The 22412-nt window shown below is 50.9% G+C and carries 21 protein-coding genes; 18 read left to right on the plus strand and 3 right to left on the minus strand.

The features are described 5' to 3' along the window. The first annotated feature begins 2 nt into the window (after window positions 1-2). From BLP79_RS15945 to BLP79_RS16035, 16 genes are all read left to right on the plus strand, one after another. A complete protein-coding gene (locus tag BLP79_RS15945; protein ID WP_090220633.1) occupies window positions 3-917 on the plus strand; it encodes a dihydrodipicolinate synthase family protein in 915 nt (304 codons plus the stop codon). Window position 918: 1 nt separating this feature from the next. Beyond that, complete coding sequence (locus BLP79_RS15950; RefSeq protein ID WP_090220635.1) at window positions 919-2421, plus strand: aldehyde dehydrogenase (NADP(+)); 1503 nt, start codon at window positions 919-921, stop codon at window positions 2419-2421. Window positions 2422-2481: 60 nt separating this feature from the next. Beyond that, window positions 2482-3522 carry a LacI family DNA-binding transcriptional regulator gene (locus BLP79_RS15955; RefSeq protein WP_090220636.1) on the plus strand — a complete coding sequence of 347 codons (1041 nt, stop codon included), beginning with the start codon at window positions 2482-2484 and terminating at the stop codon, window positions 3520-3522. A gap of 272 nt (window positions 3523-3794) precedes the next feature. Further along, window positions 3795-4718: an SMP-30/gluconolactonase/LRE family protein gene (locus tag BLP79_RS15965; protein WP_090220640.1), complete on the plus strand. Its 924-nt coding sequence runs from the start codon at window positions 3795-3797 to the stop codon at window positions 4716-4718. A gap of 589 nt (window positions 4719-5307) precedes the next feature. Beyond that, a complete protein-coding gene (locus BLP79_RS15975; RefSeq protein ID WP_090220643.1) occupies window positions 5308-5673 on the plus strand; it encodes a MerR family transcriptional regulator in 366 nt (121 codons plus the stop codon). A 127-nt stretch (window positions 5674-5800) separates the two neighbouring features. Then, on the plus strand, window positions 5801-6709 hold the full coding sequence (locus BLP79_RS15980) for a helix-turn-helix domain-containing protein (RefSeq protein WP_090220644.1): 909 nt from the start codon (window positions 5801-5803) through the stop codon (window positions 6707-6709). A gap of 235 nt (window positions 6710-6944) precedes the next feature. Further along, window positions 6945-9950, plus strand: coding sequence for a calcium-binding protein (locus tag BLP79_RS15985; protein ID WP_090220646.1), 3006 nt, complete (start codon window positions 6945-6947; stop codon window positions 9948-9950). A gap of 19 nt (window positions 9951-9969) precedes the next feature. After that, window positions 9970-10488: a hypothetical protein gene (locus tag BLP79_RS15990; RefSeq protein WP_090220647.1), complete on the plus strand. Its 519-nt coding sequence runs from the start codon at window positions 9970-9972 to the stop codon at window positions 10486-10488. A 78-nt stretch (window positions 10489-10566) separates the two neighbouring features. Continuing rightward, the gene (locus tag BLP79_RS15995) at window positions 10567-10953 is read left to right on the plus strand and encodes a hypothetical protein (RefSeq protein ID WP_090220649.1); all 387 of its coding nucleotides are present in this window, start codon (window positions 10567-10569) and stop codon (window positions 10951-10953) included. Window positions 10954-11031: 78 nt separating this feature from the next. Then, window positions 11032-12003: an OmpA family protein gene (locus BLP79_RS16000; protein ID WP_090220651.1), complete on the plus strand. Its 972-nt coding sequence runs from the start codon at window positions 11032-11034 to the stop codon at window positions 12001-12003. Between the two features lie 736 nt (window positions 12004-12739). Next, the gene (locus tag BLP79_RS16010; protein WP_090220654.1) at window positions 12740-12964 is read left to right on the plus strand and encodes a hypothetical protein; all 225 of its coding nucleotides are present in this window, start codon (window positions 12740-12742) and stop codon (window positions 12962-12964) included. Window positions 12965-13019: 55 nt separating this feature from the next. After that, a complete protein-coding gene (locus tag BLP79_RS16015) occupies window positions 13020-14033 on the plus strand; it encodes an ABC transporter substrate-binding protein (protein ID WP_090220656.1) in 1014 nt (337 codons plus the stop codon). Between the two features lie 61 nt (window positions 14034-14094). Further along, complete coding sequence (locus BLP79_RS16020) at window positions 14095-14862, plus strand: ABC transporter ATP-binding protein (RefSeq protein WP_090220658.1); 768 nt, start codon at window positions 14095-14097, stop codon at window positions 14860-14862. Beyond that, window positions 14855-15649 carry an ABC transporter permease gene (locus BLP79_RS16025; RefSeq protein WP_408607923.1) on the plus strand — a complete coding sequence of 265 codons (795 nt, stop codon included), beginning with the start codon at window positions 14855-14857 and terminating at the stop codon, window positions 15647-15649. Before BLP79_RS16020 ends, BLP79_RS16025 begins: the two co-directional genes overlap by 8 nt. Window positions 15650-15798: 149 nt before the next feature. Beyond that, a complete protein-coding gene (locus tag BLP79_RS16030) occupies window positions 15799-16866 on the plus strand; it encodes a hypothetical protein (RefSeq protein WP_139163224.1) in 1068 nt (355 codons plus the stop codon). Then, complete coding sequence (locus BLP79_RS16035) at window positions 16847-17050, plus strand: hypothetical protein (protein WP_090220663.1); 204 nt, start codon at window positions 16847-16849, stop codon at window positions 17048-17050. The genes BLP79_RS16030 and BLP79_RS16035 overlap by 20 nt, the downstream gene beginning before the upstream one ends. Window positions 17051-17078: 28 nt before the next feature. On the opposite strand, the gene BLP79_RS16040 is transcribed toward BLP79_RS16035, so the two are convergent. Together BLP79_RS16040 and BLP79_RS16045 are read right to left on the minus strand one after the other, a co-directional pair. Further along, entirely contained in the window at window positions 17079-18611 is a 1533-nt protein-coding gene (locus BLP79_RS16040; protein WP_090220665.1) for a M10 family metallopeptidase C-terminal domain-containing protein, read from the minus strand. 253 nt (window positions 18612-18864) lie between these two features. Further along, window positions 18865-19878 carry a calcium-binding protein gene (locus BLP79_RS16045; protein WP_090220667.1) on the minus strand — a complete coding sequence of 338 codons (1014 nt, stop codon included), beginning with the start codon at window positions 19876-19878 and terminating at the stop codon, window positions 18865-18867. Window positions 19879-20244: 366 nt separating this feature from the next. Here BLP79_RS16045 and BLP79_RS16050 point away from each other — a divergent pair, with 366 nt between their 5' ends. Continuing rightward, window positions 20245-20508, plus strand: a complete 264-nt coding sequence (locus BLP79_RS16050) for a spike base protein, RCAP_Rcc01079 family (protein ID WP_090220668.1) — start codon at window positions 20245-20247, stop codon at window positions 20506-20508. 2 nt (window positions 20509-20510) lie between these two features. Continuing rightward, window positions 20511-21359 carry a hypothetical protein gene (locus BLP79_RS16055; RefSeq protein ID WP_139163225.1) on the plus strand — a complete coding sequence of 283 codons (849 nt, stop codon included), beginning with the start codon at window positions 20511-20513 and terminating at the stop codon, window positions 21357-21359. Between the two features lie 28 nt (window positions 21360-21387). Here the strand turns inward: BLP79_RS16055 and BLP79_RS16060 are convergent, their stop codons facing one another. Beyond that, window positions 21388-22344 (minus strand): formylglycine-generating enzyme family protein, encoded by a 957-nt coding sequence (locus BLP79_RS16060; protein ID WP_090220671.1) that lies wholly within the window; start codon window positions 22342-22344, stop codon window positions 21388-21390. Between the last annotated feature and the right edge of the window lie 68 nt (window positions 22345-22412).

Below are 22412 nucleotides of genomic sequence, written 5' to 3' on the forward strand. Positions count from 1 at the left end.
CCATGTCCTTCAGCTACACAGGAATTTGGCCGGTTGCACCAACACCGTTCCAAGAGGATGGCTCGCTTGATCTCGAAGGCATGAAGCGTGTTCTGGATTGTCTAATCGATCAGGGAGCAAATGGGATCTGCATTCTGGCGAATTTTTCCGAACAGTTTTTGCTCGCCGATGACGAACGTGAAACCCTCACCCGTCTGTGCATCGAGCATATAGCAGGTCGCGTGCCGGTGATTGTGACCACCAGCCATTATGCCACAAAAATTGCCGTGGAACGGGCGCAATTCGCCAAAGATCTGGGGGCGGACATCGTGATGATGATGCCGCCATACCATGGCGCTTTACTCAAGGGGTCGCCTCAGCAGACCTATGATCAGTTCAAGGCGGTGGGTGAGGTTGGCATTCCGATTATGGTGCAGGACGCGCCGTTGTCTGGTGTCGATCTGTCTGTACCGCTTCTTGTGAAGATGGCGCAGGAAATCGACATGGTGAAGCTCTTCAAAATCGAGTGCCCACGGGCTGCAAACAAGCTGCGCGATCTGATTACGGCAGGCGGCGATGCCATCGAAGCACCTTTCGATGGCGAAGAGGCGATTACGCTTCTGGCAGATCTGGACGGTGGGGCAACTGGCTCGATGACTTCGGGTATGATCGTGGATCAGATCAAACCGGTTCTGACGCATTATTATGCGGGTCGATATGAAGAGGCGACCGCTGCTTATGGCCGTGTCGCTATGGCGATCAACCACGAGAACCGCCAGTGCGGTTGGCTGTCTTGTAAGGCAGCCATGGTCGAAGGCGGCGTGATCAAATCCGAAGCCAGTCGGCATCCGATTGAACCGCTGCATCCGGCCATTCGCAAACGTATGATTGATCTTTTGAAACCTCTGGACCCAATGGTCCTGAACTGGGGGAAATAATATGATTTTTGGTAAGAACTTGATCGACGGGGCCTGGGTTGGCTCTGAAGAAATGGCAGTATCTCATGATCTTGAGGGCCAAAGCTTTGCTCAAGCGGCAAGCGAACAGGTTGATGAAGCCTGCCTTGCTGCCCGCCGCGATTTCCGTGCTTATAGTGGTACGTCACGCACTGATCGTGCCGTATTTTTGCGTACCATCGCTGAACAGATAGATGTTCTGGGCGATGAAATAACCCAAACCGGCATGTCGGAAACCGGCCTTCCCGAAGCCCGCCTCGTCGGTGAGCGTGGCCGCACAACCGGTCAATTGCGCATGTTTGCGGATCTGATCGAAAAAACAGGTTATCTTGATATCCGTAAAGATGATGCCCTCCCGGATCGGACACCTCTTCCACGTCCGGATCTGCGCCTGATGCACAAAGCTATTGGTCCCGTTGCCGTGTTTGGAGCGTCGAATTTCCCGCTCGCTTTCTCGACCGCTGGCGGTGACACGGCTTCGGCTTTGGCTGCAGGCTGTCCTGTGATCGTGAAAGGTCATGGTGCGCACGCCGGTACAGCTGAACTGGTGGCCCAAGCGATTGCGAAAGCAATTGAACTGACGGGCATGCCCAAGGCAACTTTTCAGATGCTGCAAGGCTCTGGTCGAAAGGTAGGCAGCGCACTCGTGCAGCACCCAGAGATTACGGCTGTTGGTTTTACGGGTTCATTGGCTGGAGGGCGTGCGCTTTATGATCTGTGTCATGCGCGCCCTTCACCGATCCCGTTTTATGGTGAACTTGGGTCTGTGAATCCAATGTTTTGTCTGCCCGTTGCCATGGAAACCCGTGCTGCTGAGATCGGCGCAGGCTGGGCGGCATCGCTCACTATGGGAGCAGGCCAATTTTGCACCAACCCGGGCGTTGCTGTGATGGTCAAAGGCCCTCAGGCCGACACGCTCGAAGAAGCCTGTGTGGGTACCCTAAGGGGCGTTGCAGAGCAGAAAATGCTGACAGATGACATTCACGGCGCATTCGAACAAGGTGTTCAGACCTTCAAAGAGCTGATGATTGAAGTTGGCTCCTGTGGCACTGCATCTGCTAAACGCTCAGCTTTACCTGCGCTTTTTAAAGTCTCAGCCAAGGAGTGGATGGCAAATCGTCAACTTCAAGAAGAAGTCTTTGGCGCAGCGGGTATCATCGTGCTTTGCGAAGATGTCGCTGAAATGCAGGCGTTGGCCGAAGTATTGGAGGGCCAGCTTACAACAACCCTGCATCTGGATGAGGGCGACACCGTATTGGCAACCGGGCTTCTTTCGATCCTTGAGGAAAAGGCGGGTCGCATTCTGGCCAACGGATTTCCAACAGGGGTCGAGGTCTGTTCATCCATGATGCACGGCGGCCCTTACCCGGCGAGCACCGATACGCGGGCAACATCCGTTGGTACGTTGGCGATTGTGCGGTGGCTGCGTCCTATCAGCTACCAAAACATCCCAGAAGCACTGCTTCCAGCTGAGCTACAAGGTTAAATGATCTGATTGTGACCGGGAAAAAACTGTTCTACTCTCTGAGAAAACCGGAGAAAAACAATGGGCAGAAAAACCCCCGGTCATAAACCCGTGACGATGCGAGATGTTGCAAAAGCAGCAGGTGTATCGAGAATGACTGTCAGCCGCGCGTTGAAAAAGGACAGTCCGATTTCCAAAGAAACGCGCGAATATATTTTGAAAGTTGTTAAAGACATGAACTATGTTCCCGACCAGATGGCCGGGTCGCTGACCACAAAGAAGTCAGGGTTTGTGGGTGTTCTTTTGCCCTCTTTGAACAACCTTCATTTTGCACAGACCGTTCAGTCGCTGACCGAAGTTATCGAAGAGCAGGGCTTACAGCTGCTTTTGGGGCACACAGAATACAAGCCGGATCGAGAAGAGCAGATTGTTGAAACCATGCTGCGCAGGCGCCCCGAAGCAATGGTCCTGTCTTATGACGGCCACACAGAACGCACTGTTGAACTTCTCCGTGATGCCTCCATCCCGGTGGTGGAGATCTGGGAAAAGCCAACAGCGCCTATTGAGCATACAGTAGGTTTTTCAAACGAGCAGGCCGCCTACGATATGACGCAAGCGGTGCTAAAGCGCGGCTTCAAGAATATTGTTTTTCTTGGCGAAAACAAAGATGACTGGACCCGTGGAGCGGCAAGGCGCAAAGGCTTTAAGCGGGCGATGCTGGAAGCAGGACGCAATCCGGATGCGGAAATCCGATTTGGTACGCCGCCATTGTCTATCGAGGACGGCGCCGCCGCGATCGATCTGGTGCTAAAAGAATATCCGGACACGGATTGTATTTTCTGCGTTTCAGACATGGCTGCATTCGGTGTGCAAAGTCGGTTAAAGGCGATGGGAGTGCCTGTTCCTGAACAGATTTCTGTGGTCGGGTTTGGTAACTTTGAGGTGTCTCGATTTGCTTCTCCGACCATCAGCACGGTGGTTGTAGATCCGGCGGCTATTGGTCAGGCGACCGGAAACCTGATCGTTGATCTGCTTTCCCTCGCAGAGAATGCGCCCGATTCCGCGCAGCACATCAATTTGCCTCCGACCATAGAGTTTCGTGACAGTCTGAAATCTCCTTAAATTAAATCTCTAAGTCACTGATATATTTTATTTTAAATATCTATGTTACCGGTCCCATATTTGATATTGTGACCGATAACAAGGTGGGGGAAGAATGCCCAAAATTCAACTGGAGAGCCTCTTAAAACGGTGCGAGGACTTCGAGATGGAAGAAGACGCGTTCACCGTTTTCGACGGCCCGTCAGGCTGCGGACTTGAACCAAAGGCGCGCGACTTAGCGACGCGACGTGAGGACCACCAAATCAAATCAAATTTCAAGAAGGAGCTGGCTGATGTTTGGCTTATTAGAAGGCACGGGGTTTGAAGCCATCGAACCTGAATTCAACGAATGCTTCATCGGTCATGCGCGTGTTGAGCGACTTTGGACTGGCGCACGTTGGTCAGAAGGCCCAGCTTGGTTTCCAGCGGGACGCTATTTGGTTTGGTCGGACATTCCAAACAATCGCATGATGCGATGGGACGAGACCGATGGTTCAGTGTCCGAGTTCCGCGCACCTTCGAACAATACCAACGGCAACACAGTGGACGAGCAGGGGCGCTTGGTGTCTTGCGAGCACCTGACACGTCGCGTGACCCGGACTGATTTTGATGGAACCGTTACTGTCATCGCTGATGCTATAGATGGTAAGCAGTTGAATTCGCCTAACGATGTGGTGGTGAAATCAGATGGCTCGATTTGGTTTACCGACCCGTCATACGGCATCATGATGGATTACGAAGGCGACCGTGCTGATAGTGAAATCGGAGCCTGCCATGTGTATCGCTGGGATCCTGAAACTAAGAACATCGAAGCTGTTGCTACGGATTTTGTAAAACCAAACGGTCTCGCCTTTTCCTCGGACGAAAAGTTTCTTTTTGTCTCGGACACTGGTGGGACTCATCAAGACGGTGGTCCAGCGCATATCCGAAAAATACCAATTTCCGACGACGGTAAGCAGCTGACGAAGGGGGCGGTTTTTGCCGACTGCACCAATGGTTTCTTTGATGGGTTCCGCTTGGATCGCGCAGGGCGGATTTGGAGTTCTGCGGCCGACGGTGTTCATTGTCTAAATACGAACGGAAATCTGATCGGAAAAGTGCACATTCCCGAAATTGTTGGGAATGTTTGTTTCGGTGGCAGTAAGCTCAATCGGCTCTTTATTGCCGCGACGAGCTCGCTCTATTCGGTTTATTTAAACGTAAATGGATTGAAATGATCTTTAGTCGTCCAATACCACCTTGCGCCAAGCGAACCGCGCCTTGTTTGCGGGAGTCCCAAAAGTAAGGACATTGGGTCACGGGCAAGACGAAGAACGGAACACGTTGTCCAGAAGAATTACGCACCAAAGCGGTGCGGATGGTTTTGGATTACGACACAGAATATGCGAGCAGATCGGCGGCAATATTGTCGATCTCTCAGGAGGTTAGATGCCGCTGGGACAGCTTGCGCGCCCGTCGGAGGCGTTGGACCTGACCTTTTCAATGGCTGCGCCCAACCGGATACCTGACAGTCTCCAGTTAGGTATTGTTTTATATTTCGAGAGTGGTCCAACTACTGGCCGAAGCGCGAGAGGCAACGCAAACCCCTCTGGGGCATTTGGGGGCACTGCGGGCATCACGTTGTGGGTTCTACGTCTGTTACATTCCAAGAGCGAATGGCGGTTCAGACAGGATCTAACAATTGGCGGTGGCCGGTCTTTTTGCAGCTAGTAATTGGGATGGTTTGGTGCAAACAACCCTCCGGTTCCCCTTGATTTACGCGCTGGATATTTAAATTTATACTGCGCATAGCAGAAGGGATCTAATATGCAGGCCAAAGAAGCAGCGGATCGGCTCGGAATTACACAGCGTATGTTACGCCATTACGAAAAAGAGGGCCTTTTGGATGTTAGCAGAACGCTGAACGGGTATCGCTGCTACTCGGAATCCGATCTGCGCCGCGCCGGACGCATTCGGGATTTCATTGCAACAGGTTTTTCAACACGTGAAATCCGGGCGATGAGCGCCTGCCTCTCTGACGACGGATCCGGGCCATGCGAGGGCGGTGTCCAAAAGCTGACTGAAAAGCTAGAACACATAGACCGGCTCAAAGCAGAACTGGACGAGAAGCGGGACGCCGTGATCAACAGGTTGTATTTGTTGAAAAAAGGTCTCATTCTCGAAAAAAACTGATCCGTTCAAATTCGATATCCGAACGGTTCCAGAAGAAGATTTTTGAGATCTACCCAAAGAAAATGAGCAGGCCGCACTCATACGTCTTCTCTTAAAAAGTACCCAGATATTTGCTCATGATTTTGCGATGACAGCCAGTTTGAACAAAGACATTAAGATTCTCCCGGATCAGCTCACCGATTATTCCTTTGCACATCAAATCTGGGAGGGACGCTACGGTTCTGTTATCCGAAAAATTGTTCATGATGATTTGCGAAATGTTGATTTTATCTCCACGCATCCGTGTGTGGCTCACATTATATATGGAACAGAGACGTTTTATTCAGAAAACGGCGAAGACCTCGTTCTCAAAGACCGAGACCTGATTTTTGTTCCTCGCGGTCAACTGATGCGATCAGATTTCAAAATGGAGGATGGACCGCTTCGCGCAGTTCTCGTCTTCTTCTCTGACCGTCTTATTGATGAATTTCTGGATGAAGCGGGTACCCGGATTGAAACGCAGCCGATTGCAAATCCCCTCAAAGTTGATGCGAACGAACACCTGACCCAATTCATCAAAAGCACACATGCAATCTATCATGACCTTCAGGTGGATGAGCAGTTGATGAGGAATAAGTTGCTCGAGCTGCTGTTGCTCCTGTCCACATTGATCGGCAAAGAGCAGATAAAAGAACTCCTTTTTAGTGGCAGATCCGCGCAATCATCCGGTAACTTTAAGCGAACGATCGAGCGTTACGCGCTAGAACAGATCCCACTTGAAACCTTGGCGTTGCTCACTGGGCGCTCGATGTCCTCGTTCAAACGTGATTTTCAGCGTATCTTCCAAAGTTCACCGGCAAAATGGTTCAGAGAGCAACGATTGAACAAAGCACGGGATCTTTTGGAGACCGGGTCGCTTTCCGTGACCGAGATTGCACTCGAAATTCACTACGACAGCACGTCACATTTCATCGAACAATTCAAAGCCCGGTTCGGCTGTACGCCTTTGCGTTACAGACGGGATAAAAGCGCTGAAGAAGCACATTCCGAGAGTTAGCATTGCTCTGATTTTATTGAAAATTTTTCTTAATTTGAAGCCTGCGATTAACGCGGGCTTTTTTTTAACCAATCGGTAAATTCGTGACCCGTTCCCGGCATTTTTGACCCAATACGGCAAGACGGGTAGGCGCTCACAGATCATAAGACCCCCAAAGTATTGAGGAAATGAAATCCTGCGTGTTGCCCTTTTGGCCTTCACGCCTTCAAAGAGACATTGATCAGAGAGTTTTGACATGCCAACATCTTTACAAGGCCTCGCCGACCCATCCCTCGCTTACAATCTAAATGGCGTTGTAGACTACTCTCCCCAAATGCCCTTTATCGACATCATGAAAATGGGACGTCCCTTTTCTGGAGCCCTTGACGGCGGGCTACCTGGTAGTTTCACCAATGAAATGCTCCAGGATCTGGGCCTGCTTGATCAAAACGGTTACCCAACAGAAATCCCAGACGGATTAGGCCAATTGGAAGTGATCTATGACTGGGGGGCTACCGGAGATGAGACCTACGGAATCTCAGGCATTTCTGAGAGCCGCGCAGGCGTCTATGTTTTAGAATGGGAGGGCGAAGGTACACTGCAGCTAAATGGTGTGAACATTCTCAGCCAAGAGAACGGTCGGATCATTTTTGAAAATCCCAATGGCACTGCATTTTCTTTGGGGATCACCGAAACAGATCCAAATGGAACAGGAGATCATATCCGAGACATATCCATCGTTCGCGAAGATCATATCGAGCTTTTCGAAGCCGGTGCTATTTTTAATCCGGAATGGACAGCACTGATCAATGACTCTCGGCAGTTCCGTTTTATGGATTGGATGGACACCAACAACTCGCAGATCACTGAATTTTCGCAATTAAACACCATGGATGACGCCTTTTGGAACGGGCCTGGCATGGTTCCACTTGAGGCGATGGTACGTCTTTCAAACGAATTGGGTGTCGATCCCTGGTTCAACATGCCACTTGGCGCAAGTGACGAATTTATACGTGAATTTGCAACTTATGTACGCGACAATCTGGACCCCGGTCTGGTCGCAACCTTTGAATTGTCGAACGAAACTTGGAATTTCTTATTCGACCAAACCCATACCTTATCTGCAATTGCAGAAGAGGATTTCGGCCTCACCCTTTATGGTTATCCAGATCACCACTCTGCTTATGGTCGTGCGGCTGTTGATATGGCGCTTATCCTCGAAGACGTCTTTGCAGATACGCCTGATGCGCTTCATACCACATTGGGTGTCTTCACCGGTGATCCCGGCACTGTCGATCTCATTTTGCAAGCCCCTTCCTGGCAAGCCGCTGACCCAGAGAACTACATTGCGCCTCACAGTCTGTTCGATTCCGTAGCCGTCACCACATATTTCGGCGGCTCAATCGTACTCGAAGATACTCTTAGGGAAGAGCTGATTGCACAGCTCGATATCTCTTATGATACCGCAGCAAGCTGGCTGACTGAACGTATGCGAGACCCCGACTTCGAAGGCTCCGTCCCACAAGTGCTGGAGACACTTCGATTGATAAATGACATGGCAGACAATTATGGCGTCGACGTCATAATTTATGAAGGGGGCCAACACATCCATCACCTCTTTGGTGTTGAAGGCGACACATCTCAGCTTATTGATTTCTTTATTCAATATGTACGAAGCGATGATATGGCATCGCTCTATCAACAATTGTGGGAAGGCTGGGCTGAATTTGGTGATGGCCCGCAAATGCAATTTGGGGATGTCGCGGGTGTTGGCGATTGGGGCTCTTGGGGATTGCGTTCAAGCCTGACAGACGAAAATCCACGCGCCGTGCTGTTGGACGAACTCAACGCAGAAACACCTGCTTGGTGGGAAGATCGCGGTGGTGAACATTTCCAACACGGCGTTTATCTTTCAGGTGGTGCGGAAGATGAACAATTCACCGGAACTCACGCCGAAGATTATCTGATTGCTTCAGGCGGAGACGACATCATAGCAGGCCACGGCGGCAATGACTGGATACATGGTGGCACAGGTGAGCAAGACGAAGCCCTGTTTAGCGGCAACCGCGCGGATTATCTGATCCAATACGATGTGCGTAACGGCGTCGGTGGTGTCTCTGTACAAGATCTTTCAGATGGCAGCTTACGCATAAACGAAGGCACAGATTGGATCGTTGGCGTTGAGTTCTTGTCTTTTGCTGATGGGACTATTGACCTGATCTCAGAATTTCCTGAACTGGCAACAACAGCGCCCACCCCGATCATCATTCCAGATACGCCTGATCTCCCAGATCCAGATACAAATCCTGGCGATGGGACGCCAGACCAAGACCCTGATGATCCAGTTTCTGCGACCAGCGGCGATGATTACATACACGGTACAGCAGGCGATGATCACATTGCCGGATTGGCTGGAAATGATCTGTTGATTGGTGACGTGGGCAGCGACACGCTTGAAGGAGGTTTGGGGAACGATCTGTTGATTGGCGACCAAGATGGTAACAATGATCTTGCGGGCGATGATATCGCCGTCTTCTCAGGCAGTTTTAGTGATTATACCTACCATACCACCGTTATTCTGGACGATGCAGGCCTGCAACAAACGCTGTTGAACGTCACCGGTGCAACCGCTGAAACTGCCGCAAACGGCACCGACATTTTGATTGATATAGAGCGCCTCCAATTTGATACCGGGGCGATCGACACGCAAAGCGTGATCACAATGATTGAAAGCGGTGTCGAGGTTTCAACTGGGCAGAATATCCTGTTTGGAACAGACGCTATGGAAGAGCTTGATGGCACCGCAGACGCCGACATTCTATCTGGTCTGGATGGTATGGATTGGCTCTACGGAGGCGCGGGGGCAGATATTCTTCTTGGTGGGGCAGGGGATGACTTTATCTTTGGTCATCAAGATAATGATCGCCTTTTGGGTGGCACCGGTCATGACGAGTTGCAAGGCGGTCAGGGCGATGACAGCCTCGAAGGCGGCAATGGCAATGATGTCCTGATCGGCGACGACGGGACCAATCTGAACACTGGCACCGATACGGCAGTATTTGCCGGGCATATGTCAGATTACAGCTTTGAATTCCGACAGCTTTATAAAGAAGAGATTGATGATTTTGTCTCCGTCGTTCTTGTGACCGACGCAGAAGATGGTGGCCAAGATGGAATTGATGAAGGCACCGACATGTTGTTCAACATTGATGTGCTGCAATTTGCGGATCAATCCATCCAGACCAGCGATCTTAATCTCTAAGCTGTAGGGACCAGCCGTCATGCATATTACAAAAGCAAATCCATTGGCAGCGATTGGTTTCGCTGCAACAATCCTTACAGCATTTAGCGGTGCCGCGCTTGGCGTGGATGTTAAACGCAGCGAGGAATTTAGTATCTTTTGGCCGCAATTGCGGCTGGCATTGTTAAACAAAGATGTAGAGGCCTTGGATGTGCTCGCGCTCAGCAGTTCAGGTATTCCTTTTCGATATGACACGCTAGACCCATCTGAGCGTTGCGAACGCCAAGTTTTAACGGCTTATCTTGAGGGAAAATTAAATCGATTTTTGAAACGACCGGGTGGCGACAGTTTCAAAACATTCCTCAAAGAAACTCCTGTTCTTGATCTCACCACACATCCGGACGTTGGGGTTAACGCTATTGGCGAATACGACATTTTTCTGAGTGTGCGCTTTGCGCGCAACCGGGTTGATAATGCGTGGGACCTCGTCGATATGCTGGATGATTTAGACCGCGTCTACAAATACTCAGCCCAAAATGGCGGCCCCTCACACTGCTAAATTCCAGGTATTGACTGGGGCAACAAACTCTCTGCTTCCCGCATTATGACATCATCAAACATAAGAAAGATCTTTGGAATGCAATTTCACCGCCAATTCCGTGTTGCAGCTGTTCTCGCGTGTTTCTGCTGGTCAGGGCTGGCCCAACCCTCCCTTGCGGATGCAAATACGCGCCGGGTGAATGGGATCAGTGATGTGCAGATCGTTTCGGTTGTTCGCGATTGGATGCAAGTCAGGAGCGATAAGTGCACAGTTCAATTCAGTCGGGATATGGAAAAGCAACTGCAAAAAGACGTCAAAGAAACCCTGTTTGCAATGGCAAAGGTCAAACCCGCCAAACGTGCAAAACTTGACGACTTGCTCCACGGAAAGGTCACAGAAGCGCTCGACGACGCTATGAAAGATGGGGTTTTCGAAGTTGTTGAAAAGAATGATTTCATTTTTGTAACGATTACAGGTTGTTAAAACCGCTGGTACTTGGCCCGGCGGTTCCCCCTTGTCAGCGCCGGGCCATTCTACCTTTTAGTATTCAGGAATAAATTGATGTTTTTTAGAAATCTAGCTGCGTTTGTTCTGGCTACAACCACACTTTCAACCGCGCAGGCCGAAGATATCCCCAATAGTTTTGACCACCCTGAGATCGGTCGCTTCCCCCAGTCTGAAATTCGAGGTTTCACTGAAACAAGTTATGGGGAAGGCCTGATACCGCGCTCCATAAACTCTTATTCCAATCCTGAAAGCTTTGAGGCCTGGAAAGTTCAAGGCAAGCGGACGACAATCGTATATGAGCTGCCATCTTCAGTGCCTATTACGTCGCTCGAAGTCATTCGATCGTTGAAAAGCAGCTTGCAACAGCGTGGATTTTCCATTGAGATGATATGCCACGCCACCGCACAAAATGCTGAATGCGGCTCTTTCCTTCAACATCAGATCTTGTCAGAAACGACCGCGAAAAATCGATTTGCAGCGTTCAGGGACATCTACAACTTAAACAAAGCAAGCTTTGGGATGCTCTCTGCGCAAAAGGGCGATCTGCGATTGTGGGCAATTGCGGCCAAAACCGTCTATTCGGCCAATGTCCAATATGCCTTTGATATCTATGAAGAAGGTTCAGGAAACGAACTCACACTCGCGATCTCAGAGGACAAACTCCGGACTGAAATCTCCACAAAAGGTAGTGCTTTGCTGCAGGGCGTGGAGTTTGAAAGCAATAGTGCAGCTTTGACATCAGCCTCAAACTCTGCACTTAAAACGATAGCGGATTATCTGAAGGCCAACCCAGGTTCGCGGTTTCTTGTGGTTGGTCACACCGACAATCAAGGCACATTCCACCACAATAGAGAGCTATCAGAAGCTCGGGCGCAAAGCGTTAAGCGATATCTGATGAACAGCGCTGGCATTGAATCTGATCGTCTGCGGGCAATTGGCGTTGCCTTTGCGGCCCCGATCGCAAGCAATGACACAGCTGCGGGTCAGGCGCGCAATCGCAGAGTTGAACTTGTGTTAGAACACTAAACGAAGTGGGACTTTCTCAAGTCCTGCGCACAACACTGTATTCTCAATAGTATCAAAAAAGGAAATCAACATGCGGATGAAACTCGTTTTCTTGATTGGGAGCCTTACAGTTCTAAGCAACTGTGCGTACAAATGTCATACTTTTGGTTGTCTTTATTAGAACCGCGCAATCGTCATGGATGTCACCTTTCGAGTTCCCCAATACCACACTTCGGGGCAAGCGCCTGCAGATCCGACTACCTTCACGGTATTTGATGCGACCTTAGAAGCCGACTTGCGCGCAGCGATTTCCCTTCACCAAAGGAGCTTAGAGCGAAACCCGGACTCCAAGATACAGCAGCAGATGAAAAATGAATGCGAAACGATGCTTGGATCCCTTCTAGAGGCAGAAACGCAGGGCCTCACAATCACCAGGCCATCATCTTTTCTTCATCGGCGCTATTCTGAACGTATTGCAGATGCAGCTTTCCTGTCTTTGTGTTGTGGATCTTGCAATAGAACGCTGCAGGCAGATGAGGTGCAGTACATAACATGGTCGGACGAACACGCAAAAGGGCGAAGCGTCATATGCCAATGTGGCCAAACCTTATGGCTGCATTTCGATACGGTTCCGCGCTAAGAACAAAGAGAGCGCCGTCCATATACCCATGGTGAACATCTTCCATCCGTTCAGAGCAAACCGAAGCATGTGCTATAGAACACATGTTGATTTATCACTTAGACACTGGGACATTCTATGAAATACGTCCTCTTCACTGCAGCAGGGGTCTTATTGTTGGGCCCTCTGGTCGCCTGGACCTATGTGGTTGCGCTTGGGTGCGCCTATAAAATCAATGTAACGGGCTGTGGCCCCGAATTCAGTGACTATCTTGATTCAGAGTTCCTGACGCTCGCTGCACTCCCTTGGCTTTTGGGCCTGCTCTGCCTCTTGTTTGCGACACAAATGGGCAAAAAGGGCTGAAAGCTGTCTCAAGATTTTGACGAAAAAAATTGATCTACAACATAAAGGAAAGACCATGCTCAAATTTAGCCGCCGTCGTGCGCTCGCCCTTCTGACCGGATCTGTCGCGGCAGGTGGGCTCGCTGCCCCTGCAGTGGCAAGTGGACGTAAAATTAAAGTTGGCGCACTTCGGTTCACCTCGCACTCCGGTAGTTTTATCGCCAAAGAACGCGGCTATTTCGATGAGGCCGGGCTGGACGTGGAATTTGAATTTTTTCAGGCGGCCCAACCTATGGCGGTTGCCATCGCAAGTGGCAGCATTGACTATGCTATAACCGCGATCTCAGGTGCGCTGATCAATCTCGCAGACAAGGGCGCCATCAAAGTGATCGGCGGCGCGCTTCAGGAAGAGGCGGGAATTGATGGTCAAAAATATCTGATATCTGATGCAGCTTATCAATCCGGCATCAAAACCCTGAAGAGCCTTGATGATCAGAAATTTGCGCTTACGCAGGCTGGATCCTCTTTTCACTACATGGGCGCAAAAATGGCTGCGGCCGAGAATATAAAACTTCGCTTTACGCCTCTGCAGAAAGTAGGCGCGATTATTGGGGCGATGAAATCTGGCCAAGTCGCAGGCTGGTCAATTGTCCCTCATATCGCAAAACCGCTTGCTGCTTCTGGCGCATGGCACATTGTCGGCAATGTATCTGACTATATTCCAAACTATCAGGTAACCACTGTTTTCACATCTGCAAAAAATGCTGCAGAAGAGCGCGCGCAGACTACAGATTTCCTCGCCGGTTACTCACAAGGGGTGAAAGACTATTCAGCATCAATGATCGACGGCACAGCCAACCAGGACGATATGATCGATCTGATCCACAAATATGTATATACTGATCGGGAAAGAGCCAAAGCAGCCCCTTCTATCGTGAATGGCAGCATGCGTCTGGCTACGGAGGCCGCTTTAAACATCCACTCTGTTCAAGACCAATTGAATTGGTTCAAATCTGAAGGTCTGGTCAGTGATCACATTCCGCTGGATGCACTGGTTGACCCCTCATATGTAAACATCACCAAAGCGTAAGCTTACCTTAGTGTAAGGCGCAATTTAGCGCCTTGCATATCTTACAAGATAGGATTGAGCATTGGAAATTATCCTAGAGGATATAAGTCATTCCTATGGCCCCACCGAAGTCCTACGCGACATCAATTTTACTGTACCAAATGGGCAAATCGTCTGTATCGTTGGCCCGTCAGGGTGTGGCAAGTCTACGCTATTGCGGTTTGCCGGGGGATTGGAACAGCCACAAAAAGGTCAGATCCTGCAATCAGGTCATACACCCGAAGGGTGCCTCAATCCGTTGACCTATATTTTTCAGGATTTCGCACTCTTGCCTTGGCGCTCGGTTTACGGCAACATTTCCCTCGTTCTTGAACATCACAATATATCTGGGCAAAGGGCAGCAGCCATCATCGCAGATATGCTTGCTCGCACCAAACTCACGGACTTTGCACACGCGCTCCCCAAACAACTCTCTGGTGGAATGAAACAACGCGTTGCGATTGCACGGGCTTTGGCGGTGAACCCCGCGGTGTTGTTGATGGATGAACCACTGTCCGCGCTGGACAGTCAAACCCGAGAGTTGTTGATGGCGGACTTTATCGACCTGTGGCAGCAACGACCTTTCACCGCGATTTATGTGACGCACAATCTGGAAGAAGCTGTTCGCCTTGGCCATCAGGTGGTGGTCCTATCACGTCGCCCGGGGAAAATTCGTGACGTTATTCATATTAAAAAGCCACTCACTGAAAGAAAGACCGGCGATCTGGATCTAGAGACCCATCAAACTTATCTGTGGACGCTTCTGCGTGATGAAGCACGTGCAGCGGATGAGGAACTGCTACGTGTCTGAGATTGAAAAGAAACGCATCGTCTTTCGAGGTGGCGGATTTGCACCCTCTCCTAAAAGGTGGGTCGGTTTAGTTGTATTTGTCCTTTTGGTCGCCTTCGCAGAATTGGGCACGCGCGCCGGTTGGATCTCACCGCTTACGCTGCCAAGGCCATCAAATGTGCTTGAAACGCTGACGCACCTTTATTCATCTGGTCTTCTGTTTCAGCATCTTGCGCCCTCTCTGGCGCGTCTGACCTTTGGAGCGCTGTTCGGCACCTGTCTGGGCATATCTATCGGCATACTTATTGGTCTGTTTTCCCACGTGCGATCCGGGCTTGTTCCCCTCGTTGCAGCGGTTTTCCCTATTCCGAAAATCGCATTGCTTCCTCTTTTTGTAATTTGGTTCGGCATAGGGGAAGGATCGAAATATGCGCTCATCGCTTTTGGCACTTTCACACCAACAGTTGTTGCAACGTATGGAGCCGTTGACAATGTAGACCGCTCCTTGGTCCGCATGGCGCAAAGCTTCGGACTACCGTGGTGGTCTATCGTGCGAAAAATCATTTTCCCCAGTTCGCTGCCTGGCATTCTGTCCGGTCTTAGGATCAGCCTTTCGATCGCAATCATTTTGCTTGTTGCGGCAGAAATGCTAGGTGCAGAATATGGGATCGGAGCATATATTTTAGAAGCTGGATCGCTTTACGATCTGGAACGCCTGTTTGCGGGGATCGTCATTCTCTCAGTGTTGGGCGTGTGCATAAATGCCCTGATCGGTCTTATAGAAACCCGCCTGTTGCGCTGGCGTTGAACGTTCTAACCGTAAATTTTTTATACCATGTACACGCTCGAAAGAGGTTTGTTTTGTTTCATCTCGACGATAATTCCATCGCAATTCTAGAGTTCGTGCAAACATGGTGTGAGACCCAGCATGTCTATGACCTGGATCGGGTGCAGTCCGTGAACTCAATCTTTATGCCCAGACTGAACGACTGTTGCTATGCGATGTCTGTTCCTGAGGATTTGAAAAAGGTCCTGAGCTTGCAATTCTATGAATTTGCGCAGGATGGAGAAGGCGGGCAATATGCACTTTGGTGCTATCCAGAACTGGCTGGTGACCCGCCAGTTGTCTTTTTTTCAGCAGACGGTCACTATTCTATGGTCGCGCCCAGCCTACCGGCTTTTTTTGCATTGATGGCGCTTGACCAGTACATGTTTCCCTCAGTCGATAAATCGACAGAACGTGTCTGGCAAACGCGGTCAAATTGGCACCCGGACTTGGCAGAATTGAGGAACGATCATTCTCTCGAAACACTCCAAGACACGAGAATTGCATTCGATACAAGCCTGAAGGAATTTCACAACGGCCTTTCTATGCTTTTCGACATCAAGGAGGCCAATCTCTACCTAGAACAGATGCAAGAGCACAAAAATTTCCGCGAATGGTACCAATATGTTGAAGTCAATCATAAGGATACCGTCGGCAAAATTGGGGGTAATCTCTATGTAGCGCAAGACATGAGGTTCGATGACGTTCTCGAGACGAATACACTCCTAGAACTGCTCTATCAGCCTATGACAGCGGCTCCCGTCACACAGTTGATCGATGCGCTCGAACAGGACAAAAACCATCTTTCTTACAACGATACTGGCCGGATTGAGATTGATCGCGAAGACGCTCTTGGCCTGACTGTTATGTTTTCTAGTCTAGATAGCGCGGGCATGAACGACAGGACCGAAGTCCTAACGCAATGTGTATTCTTTCAAAATTGGGCCTCTGATCTTCCTCATGGCTTAGCACGACACCACAGCTATGATGATGTTACAAAGCTTCTTAAACATCCAGCTGGATGGCGACATAAATTTATGGCTTTTTTCCGCTACTGGAAACTTATACGTCCAGATGGTTCGGCCTACCTTTTGGGCATCCGCTTTGAAAAAGATCTATCTGGTATCAAAGTGGTTTCACTGCAGACCTTTACTCCGGAAGACGAGCAAGCAAACAGATATGGGCGGAAGCCTCTCTGATGCGGTTCCGCATAACTTGCTTGGTGTCATTTGTTGGCTAAGTGTTGGGGAGGGGACACTGACAAAGGTCGTCAACGTGCCACCAGATATCAAACCAGAAAGCTGCCTGTCAGTGGTTGCAACCGCAGTGTATCAGGAAGACCCAGTTGCCTTTGTGAAAGGCAGCCAGTGTCGAGATACCTAGCTGCAAGATCTATGCAGGTCGAATGCGATCAGATGAAAACGATGTCATCAACCAGCGCGTCGAGGTCAAAGACCCCAACCAGCACCAAGCGATCATTGTAGTCTGCACCCTGCGATACGCTTTGACCGAATTCGAAAGCCACTCCATTTGCCTGCTCAACGGCGTAGGTTTCAACAAAGCGCTCAGCGTTGTAATTTTCAAAGTCGATTGCGCTGAACAACAGCTCGTCTTCGCCAAGACTGAAATCGGTGATGCGATCCCGATCATGACCAAATCCATAAAAGAACTGATCCAGCCCTTCGCCACCGGTCATCACATCGTTGCCAGCACCGCTATCCAGATAGTCATCGCCTTTGCCGCCGCGTAAGGCGTCTCTTCCACGGCCGCCAAAAAGGTCATCTCTCCCTTGAGCGCCAAAAAGGTTATCGCGCCCGCCGCCGCCAAAAAGCTCATCACGGCCCCGACCACCAAAGAGGGTATCATTACCTCTGGCACCATACAGATTGTCTGCCCCCCGATGCCCCCACAGCATATTATCAAGCGTATTGCCGATCACGATGTCACTGCCTGATCCCATGCGGGCATTTTCAAATGCGGATCCGCGGGCAATGGCTACATTCCCAGTGAGCCCCCCGACGTCAGAGAATGTTTCGGCTCTTAAGTTCAATACATCATCTGTCGTACTTGGGCGCAGGTCGATCAGATCTACCCCATCGTCATTGGCATCATCAAACAGCGTAAATGCGATCGGGCCTGCTTCCTGTGTGCTGTCGTCTTCGTCATCAATGCCGGCAAACAAGGTGGTAAAATGACGGGAGTAGGTGCCACCTTGCCCCCAAACGGTGTCTCCTGCAGTGATCGTAGAGGCACCGTAGAGGCTTTGAATGGCCAGAATGTCAGCCATCATCGGCCCAGTCGGCTCTGCAAAGCTGGCGTTTGTCGCATCCACCTGATCTTGTGGGATATACGACATAACAGACTGCTGATAGCTATCATTTGCAAATGTAACGGCGCCAGAGCTGCCATTATAATTTCCTAGATGGCCAAGGCCCAGCGCGTGGCCAAATTCATGCACATAGGTTGAGAAGGTGAAGGAATCTAATGTGCTGCCAAAATCTGAAATCCATGTCTTGTCGACGTTGACAAAAACCTCTGTGATTTCCGTGCCAGTTCGATCCGTGGTGGTTTGTGCAAAAGCCCCGTCGAATTCATCATCTACTTGAATGTCGCCGCCAAATTGCACTTCGACAAACTGTATATCTGCAACGGTTTCCCAGGTCTCAAGCGCCCAGCGCGCCAGACGTTGACCCACATTGGTCAACTCGGTCAGATTGACCGTGACCACATAATCTGTGTTCTCGCCCGGCGAGAAATCAAAGCTGCGCCCAGTGCCGCCAACATCCTCCCAAAACCCATCTGTCAGGTAGTCGGCCAACTCATCCAAGGTGCCTGTCGGGGGAACAACCACCTCTGTATCGTCGCTCGTTGGCGTGCCCCAGGGCAAGTTATGCGTGTGGCGGGCTGGGTCAAAATTCTGTGTCAGAATGCAGAGTTCACACATGAACAAACGTCTTTCATTAAAAGCTCTCAGCCCCGGTCACGAGGAAGAGCTCCGATATCAGGGCTTTGAAACAAGTATGATGTGTAAATGTGCGAGAATTAAGGCCTTAAAATTACATTAATGGCCAACTGTGTCAGAAAAAGGTCTTTTTGAATTTCTGGTTTAGGTTGTGTTCTTGAGTGGACGTAACGCAGATGTAGGTGTCGCAAACCCTAGTGTGGGCGACGACGCGCCGCCCACCCTTTAGGAGGGATTAAAAAATGAAATCACCTGCATCCAGATCATCAAGCTGGACATTGCGCAATGTGATGGTGTTGCCATTCAGCGCATCGATGACAACATCATTGCCGACCTGTTCAATGTGATTGCGGCTCAGGTCGTTAAAGTTCCGGATGGTGCCGACAGCCGACAGATCAATGTCTTCGCCATCTTGGTTTGCATTAAAGTCTCGGACCACATCTGACCCAAATCTGCCACGAAAGACAAAGGTATCAAGGCCTCTGCCGCCCACCAAAAGGTCGTTGCCCGCGCCGCCATTCAAAACATCGCGCCCGGCACCGCCAATCACGGCATCGTTGCCGTTTCCGCCGGCCAAAGTATCATTGCCGCCGCCCCCAAGCAGGCGATCACGGCCCGCGCCGCCGTTCAGTTCGTCGCGCCCGGTATTACCGACCAAGCGATCGCGCCCTAAACCCCCAAAGAGAACGTCGTCGCCGCCAAACCCAATCAAACGGTCATTGCCACGACCGCCGTTAAAGCGATCTTCAAAACCGGTGCCTTGGAACAGATCATTTTGTGTGGTTTCTACGTCTTGAAGGGAGGAGTATCGGATATCGATCCCATCTGAAAACGCACCGTCTGGAATCGAGAAACTGCTGATTGACGCACCGATCTGTTCAAAAGCCGCCGGAGAGCTGGGCACCGGGATTTCTGCACCATCCAGCACGATTGTGTATTCGTGTTCGACGCTGCCTTGCAAGAAAGACAGGATAAGAACTGTTGAGGTGCCAAAATCGGTTTCGATTTCCGAGATGAGCGCAAAAATGTTGTTGGGGTCTAGTCTTGCACTACTGCTGAAATTCAGACTGGAAAAACTGTCGACGTCGAATTGAATTTGAGAAATGCCGTTAAAGCTCTCTAGCGTGCTGTATGAGAAACTGTTTTGCCGCCCCTGTGTGACGGCTGAGACAGAACCGGATGTAACATCAATGATATCACCGAAATCATCATAGCGGGCAAAAATGGCATCAACGGTATATGTGGTCATCTGTTCGAACCCTCAAATTAATTAACAAGTCTTAACGCGGTCGCTCAGATTGTGGTTAACAGCGTTTAATGGCTCTGCCAATCCGTTACTTTAAGTTGTGTTTTAACAATAGGCTGATTGCTGCGCACATCGACCGACAAACCGATGGATTAAATCAGAATTTGTTGGCCGCGTGGTATATTGTTGCACGGTTTGCGGCACCTTGAATGCCGTTTTAGTGCTTTGTGTGGGCGCGCGGCGCATCACTTCGTATGCCGTGTATGTCATGGGCCTCGGAGCAGCTGCAGGGGCAGCGCACGCTGAGGTAGGCGCTGCGAAAGGTTGCGCTTTTATGGTGCCTTTTGAGATAGAAAAAGGAACCTCCAAATGCCTCAGATCGATCCATTCTCCGACCGCACGCGCAGTTTTGATAGCCCTTGCACACGTCATTTTCCCATCACGCCGCAAGATGACGTAGATCTCGCAATTCGGCCCCGTGTGCTGAAGGCGCTCTCTGAAGGAACCGTTTCTATTCGCGATGCGGCGGGCACTGTGCTGTCTTATCCGGTCACCACGGGCGAGCTTTTGCAATTTTCCGCCGTTGGGGTCGAGGCCACAGGCACCACAGCAACTGTTGTGGGCTGGCTTTGATGGTGAGCCTTGGTTTCGGCGTTGGTGTCACCAGTGTTGCTGCACAACGGGTGCGGGGGTTTTCGCCGCGCACCTTGTTTTCCAGCGGCGAACAGGGGGCCTTTTTTGATTTCAAAGCCGGTCAAATGTTTCAGGATCTGGCAGCACAGATACCTGTTGTAAGGGCAGGGGATCGGGTTGCGCTTGCGCTGTCTCAGTCGCATGGTCCGCTCTCTGATCCTGTGCAGGACAGCCTTGGCCCCGAACTCTCAACACGCACATATGGCACCTTGGCGGCCGGAGCATCTGTTGCTCTGGCAGAGCCTGCGCGCACCGGCGCGATCTATCGGCTAACTTATCGGATTTCGGCATCCGATTACACAGGTGATCTTTTCTTACGTCCGGCCGGTGGGCCTTTTGCCTATCAGGTCTTGGATAAAACACCGGGATTGCATAGCTATTTCGTCGCGGCCAAAGATACTCAGACGGGCTATATGAATTTGGGGGGCGCAAATCCCGCAGGATCCATCACCTTTGATGACATCTCTCTCCGTGCGGTTTATGCGGGGCATGCGGTGCAAAGTGGCGGATCTGCGCAGCAACCCATTTGGCAAGATCCGCCATCACATCTGGTCTTTGATCAGGTGGATGATGCGCTCACCACTGTTCTTCCTGATCTGGGCAGCAACGCAACCGAATTTTGGGCTGATGAGACAGGCGTGACACTGCAGCCGGGGCAGACCATCGCCGCTGGCCTGCGGGTCTTGCCTGCGCCCGCGCAGCTTTTTGCCTATGGGGTGATCAACCGCCCCCTGACTGGGCCAGAGGTCGCGGCAGTGACAGATTGGCTGCAAAAGCTTTCGAGGCCTTAACACACAGGTGGTTCATATCGCATAAGCACTAGGAGCGCTCGGGCCAGATCACGCGAAATCCTTGATGGGGGGTCGCGCTGTCCGGAGAGTTCCCGGATCGTGCGGCAATACGATATCTGTAGCAATAAGACTTATGACACAGGTATGAGCCACCTTTGGACAGCTTATAGCCCTTCATCGTCGAAAGCCGCGCGCGCACGTCTTTTTTTAGGGATTTGACCTGATAGGGATCTGCTGTCCACTCCCAGACATTGCCAACAAGGTTGTATAAACCATAGCCATTTGGCGCATAGGATTTTGCAGGGGCAGTGGCCAGGTAGCCGTCTGCGCCGGTGTTGTGGTGTGGAAAATCACCCTGCCAGATATTGCAGGGCAAATGCGTGCCGTCATCCGGTTCTTCGTCTCCCCACGGATACCGCACCTCTCCCAACCCGCCACGCGCGGCATGTTCCCATTCGGCTTCGCTAGGCAAGCGGCCACCAACCCAGTCACAATAAGCGCGCGCATCATTCCACGACAGCTGCACTGCAGGGTGATCCGGCTGCCAGGCCGTTTTTGCGGTATCTGGCCCGTTGATGTCACGCCAGTTTGCGCCATCGACCCTGCGCCACCACTCCGCGTTTAAGATACCTTGTGTTGGGCCAACCTCGGGCGGCACATTCTGCCAGAACACAAAAGACCAACCAATCCGCTCTGCTTCGGTGATATAACCAGTTGCCTCTACAAAGGCCTGGAATTCTGCGTTGGTGACGGTTGTCGCTGTCATGCGGAAAGGTTTGATCCGGGATTTTCGTAAAGGCGCTTCCCCGTCTCCGGGAATGATTTCTTTGCGACACCCAACAAGGGCCGTGCCACCGGGGATTGCGCAGGCCTGTGCCCGCAGGCGCGCTGCCACATCTGCGTTTCTTGCGATCGGGACAGGGGGGAGATCTGGTCCGCTGCGCGCCGGGGTGCAACAGCTTGATTTAGCGATCGTATCAGACATAAAATATACCGATCTTGTGGTTCGTCTTTGCGCTGTTGCACGGTCTTGGGGCACGATTTTACGTGCGA

The organism is Epibacterium ulvae (assembly GCF_900102795.1).
GTDB lineage: Bacteria > Pseudomonadota > Alphaproteobacteria > Rhodobacterales > Rhodobacteraceae > Epibacterium > Epibacterium ulvae.

Excerpts from the sequence above, each read along its gene's own strand:
- BLP79_RS16060 (WP_090220671.1), bottom strand. The coding sequence starts at position 22,344 with ATGTCTGATACGATCGCTAAATCAAGCTGTTGCACCCCGGCGCGCAGC.
- BLP79_RS16050 (WP_090220668.1), top strand. The coding sequence starts at position 20,245 with ATGCCTCAGATCGATCCATTCTCCGACCGCACGCGCAGTTTTGATAGC.
- BLP79_RS16015 (WP_090220656.1), top strand. The coding sequence starts at position 13,020 with ATGCTCAAATTTAGCCGCCGTCGTGCGCTCGCCCTTCTGACCGGATCT.
- BLP79_RS16010 (WP_090220654.1), top strand. The coding sequence starts at position 12,740 with ATGAAATACGTCCTCTTCACTGCAGCAGGGGTCTTATTGTTGGGCCCT.
- BLP79_RS15995 (WP_090220649.1), top strand. The coding sequence starts at position 10,567 with ATGCAATTTCACCGCCAATTCCGTGTTGCAGCTGTTCTCGCGTGTTTC.
- BLP79_RS15975 (WP_090220643.1), top strand. The coding sequence starts at position 5,308 with ATGCAGGCCAAAGAAGCAGCGGATCGGCTCGGAATTACACAGCGTATG.
- BLP79_RS15990 (WP_090220647.1), top strand. The coding sequence starts at position 9,970 with ATGCATATTACAAAAGCAAATCCATTGGCAGCGATTGGTTTCGCTGCA.
- BLP79_RS15965 (WP_090220640.1), top strand. The coding sequence starts at position 3,795 with ATGTTTGGCTTATTAGAAGGCACGGGGTTTGAAGCCATCGAACCTGAA.
- BLP79_RS15955 (WP_090220636.1), top strand. The coding sequence starts at position 2,482 with ATGGGCAGAAAAACCCCCGGTCATAAACCCGTGACGATGCGAGATGTT.
- BLP79_RS15945 (WP_090220633.1), top strand. The coding sequence starts at position 3 with ATGTCCTTCAGCTACACAGGAATTTGGCCGGTTGCACCAACACCGTTC.
- BLP79_RS16035 (WP_090220663.1), top strand. The coding sequence starts at position 16,847 with ATGGGCGGAAGCCTCTCTGATGCGGTTCCGCATAACTTGCTTGGTGTC.
- BLP79_RS16000 (WP_090220651.1), top strand. The coding sequence starts at position 11,032 with ATGTTTTTTAGAAATCTAGCTGCGTTTGTTCTGGCTACAACCACACTT.
- BLP79_RS16045 (WP_090220667.1), bottom strand. The coding sequence starts at position 19,878 with ATGACCACATATACCGTTGATGCCATTTTTGCCCGCTATGATGATTTC.
- BLP79_RS15950 (WP_090220635.1), top strand. The coding sequence starts at position 919 with ATGATTTTTGGTAAGAACTTGATCGACGGGGCCTGGGTTGGCTCTGAA.
- BLP79_RS15980 (WP_090220644.1), top strand. The coding sequence starts at position 5,801 with ATGACAGCCAGTTTGAACAAAGACATTAAGATTCTCCCGGATCAGCTC.
- BLP79_RS15985 (WP_090220646.1), top strand. The coding sequence starts at position 6,945 with ATGCCAACATCTTTACAAGGCCTCGCCGACCCATCCCTCGCTTACAAT.
- BLP79_RS16040 (WP_090220665.1), bottom strand. The coding sequence starts at position 18,611 with ATGTGTGAACTCTGCATTCTGACACAGAATTTTGACCCAGCCCGCCAC.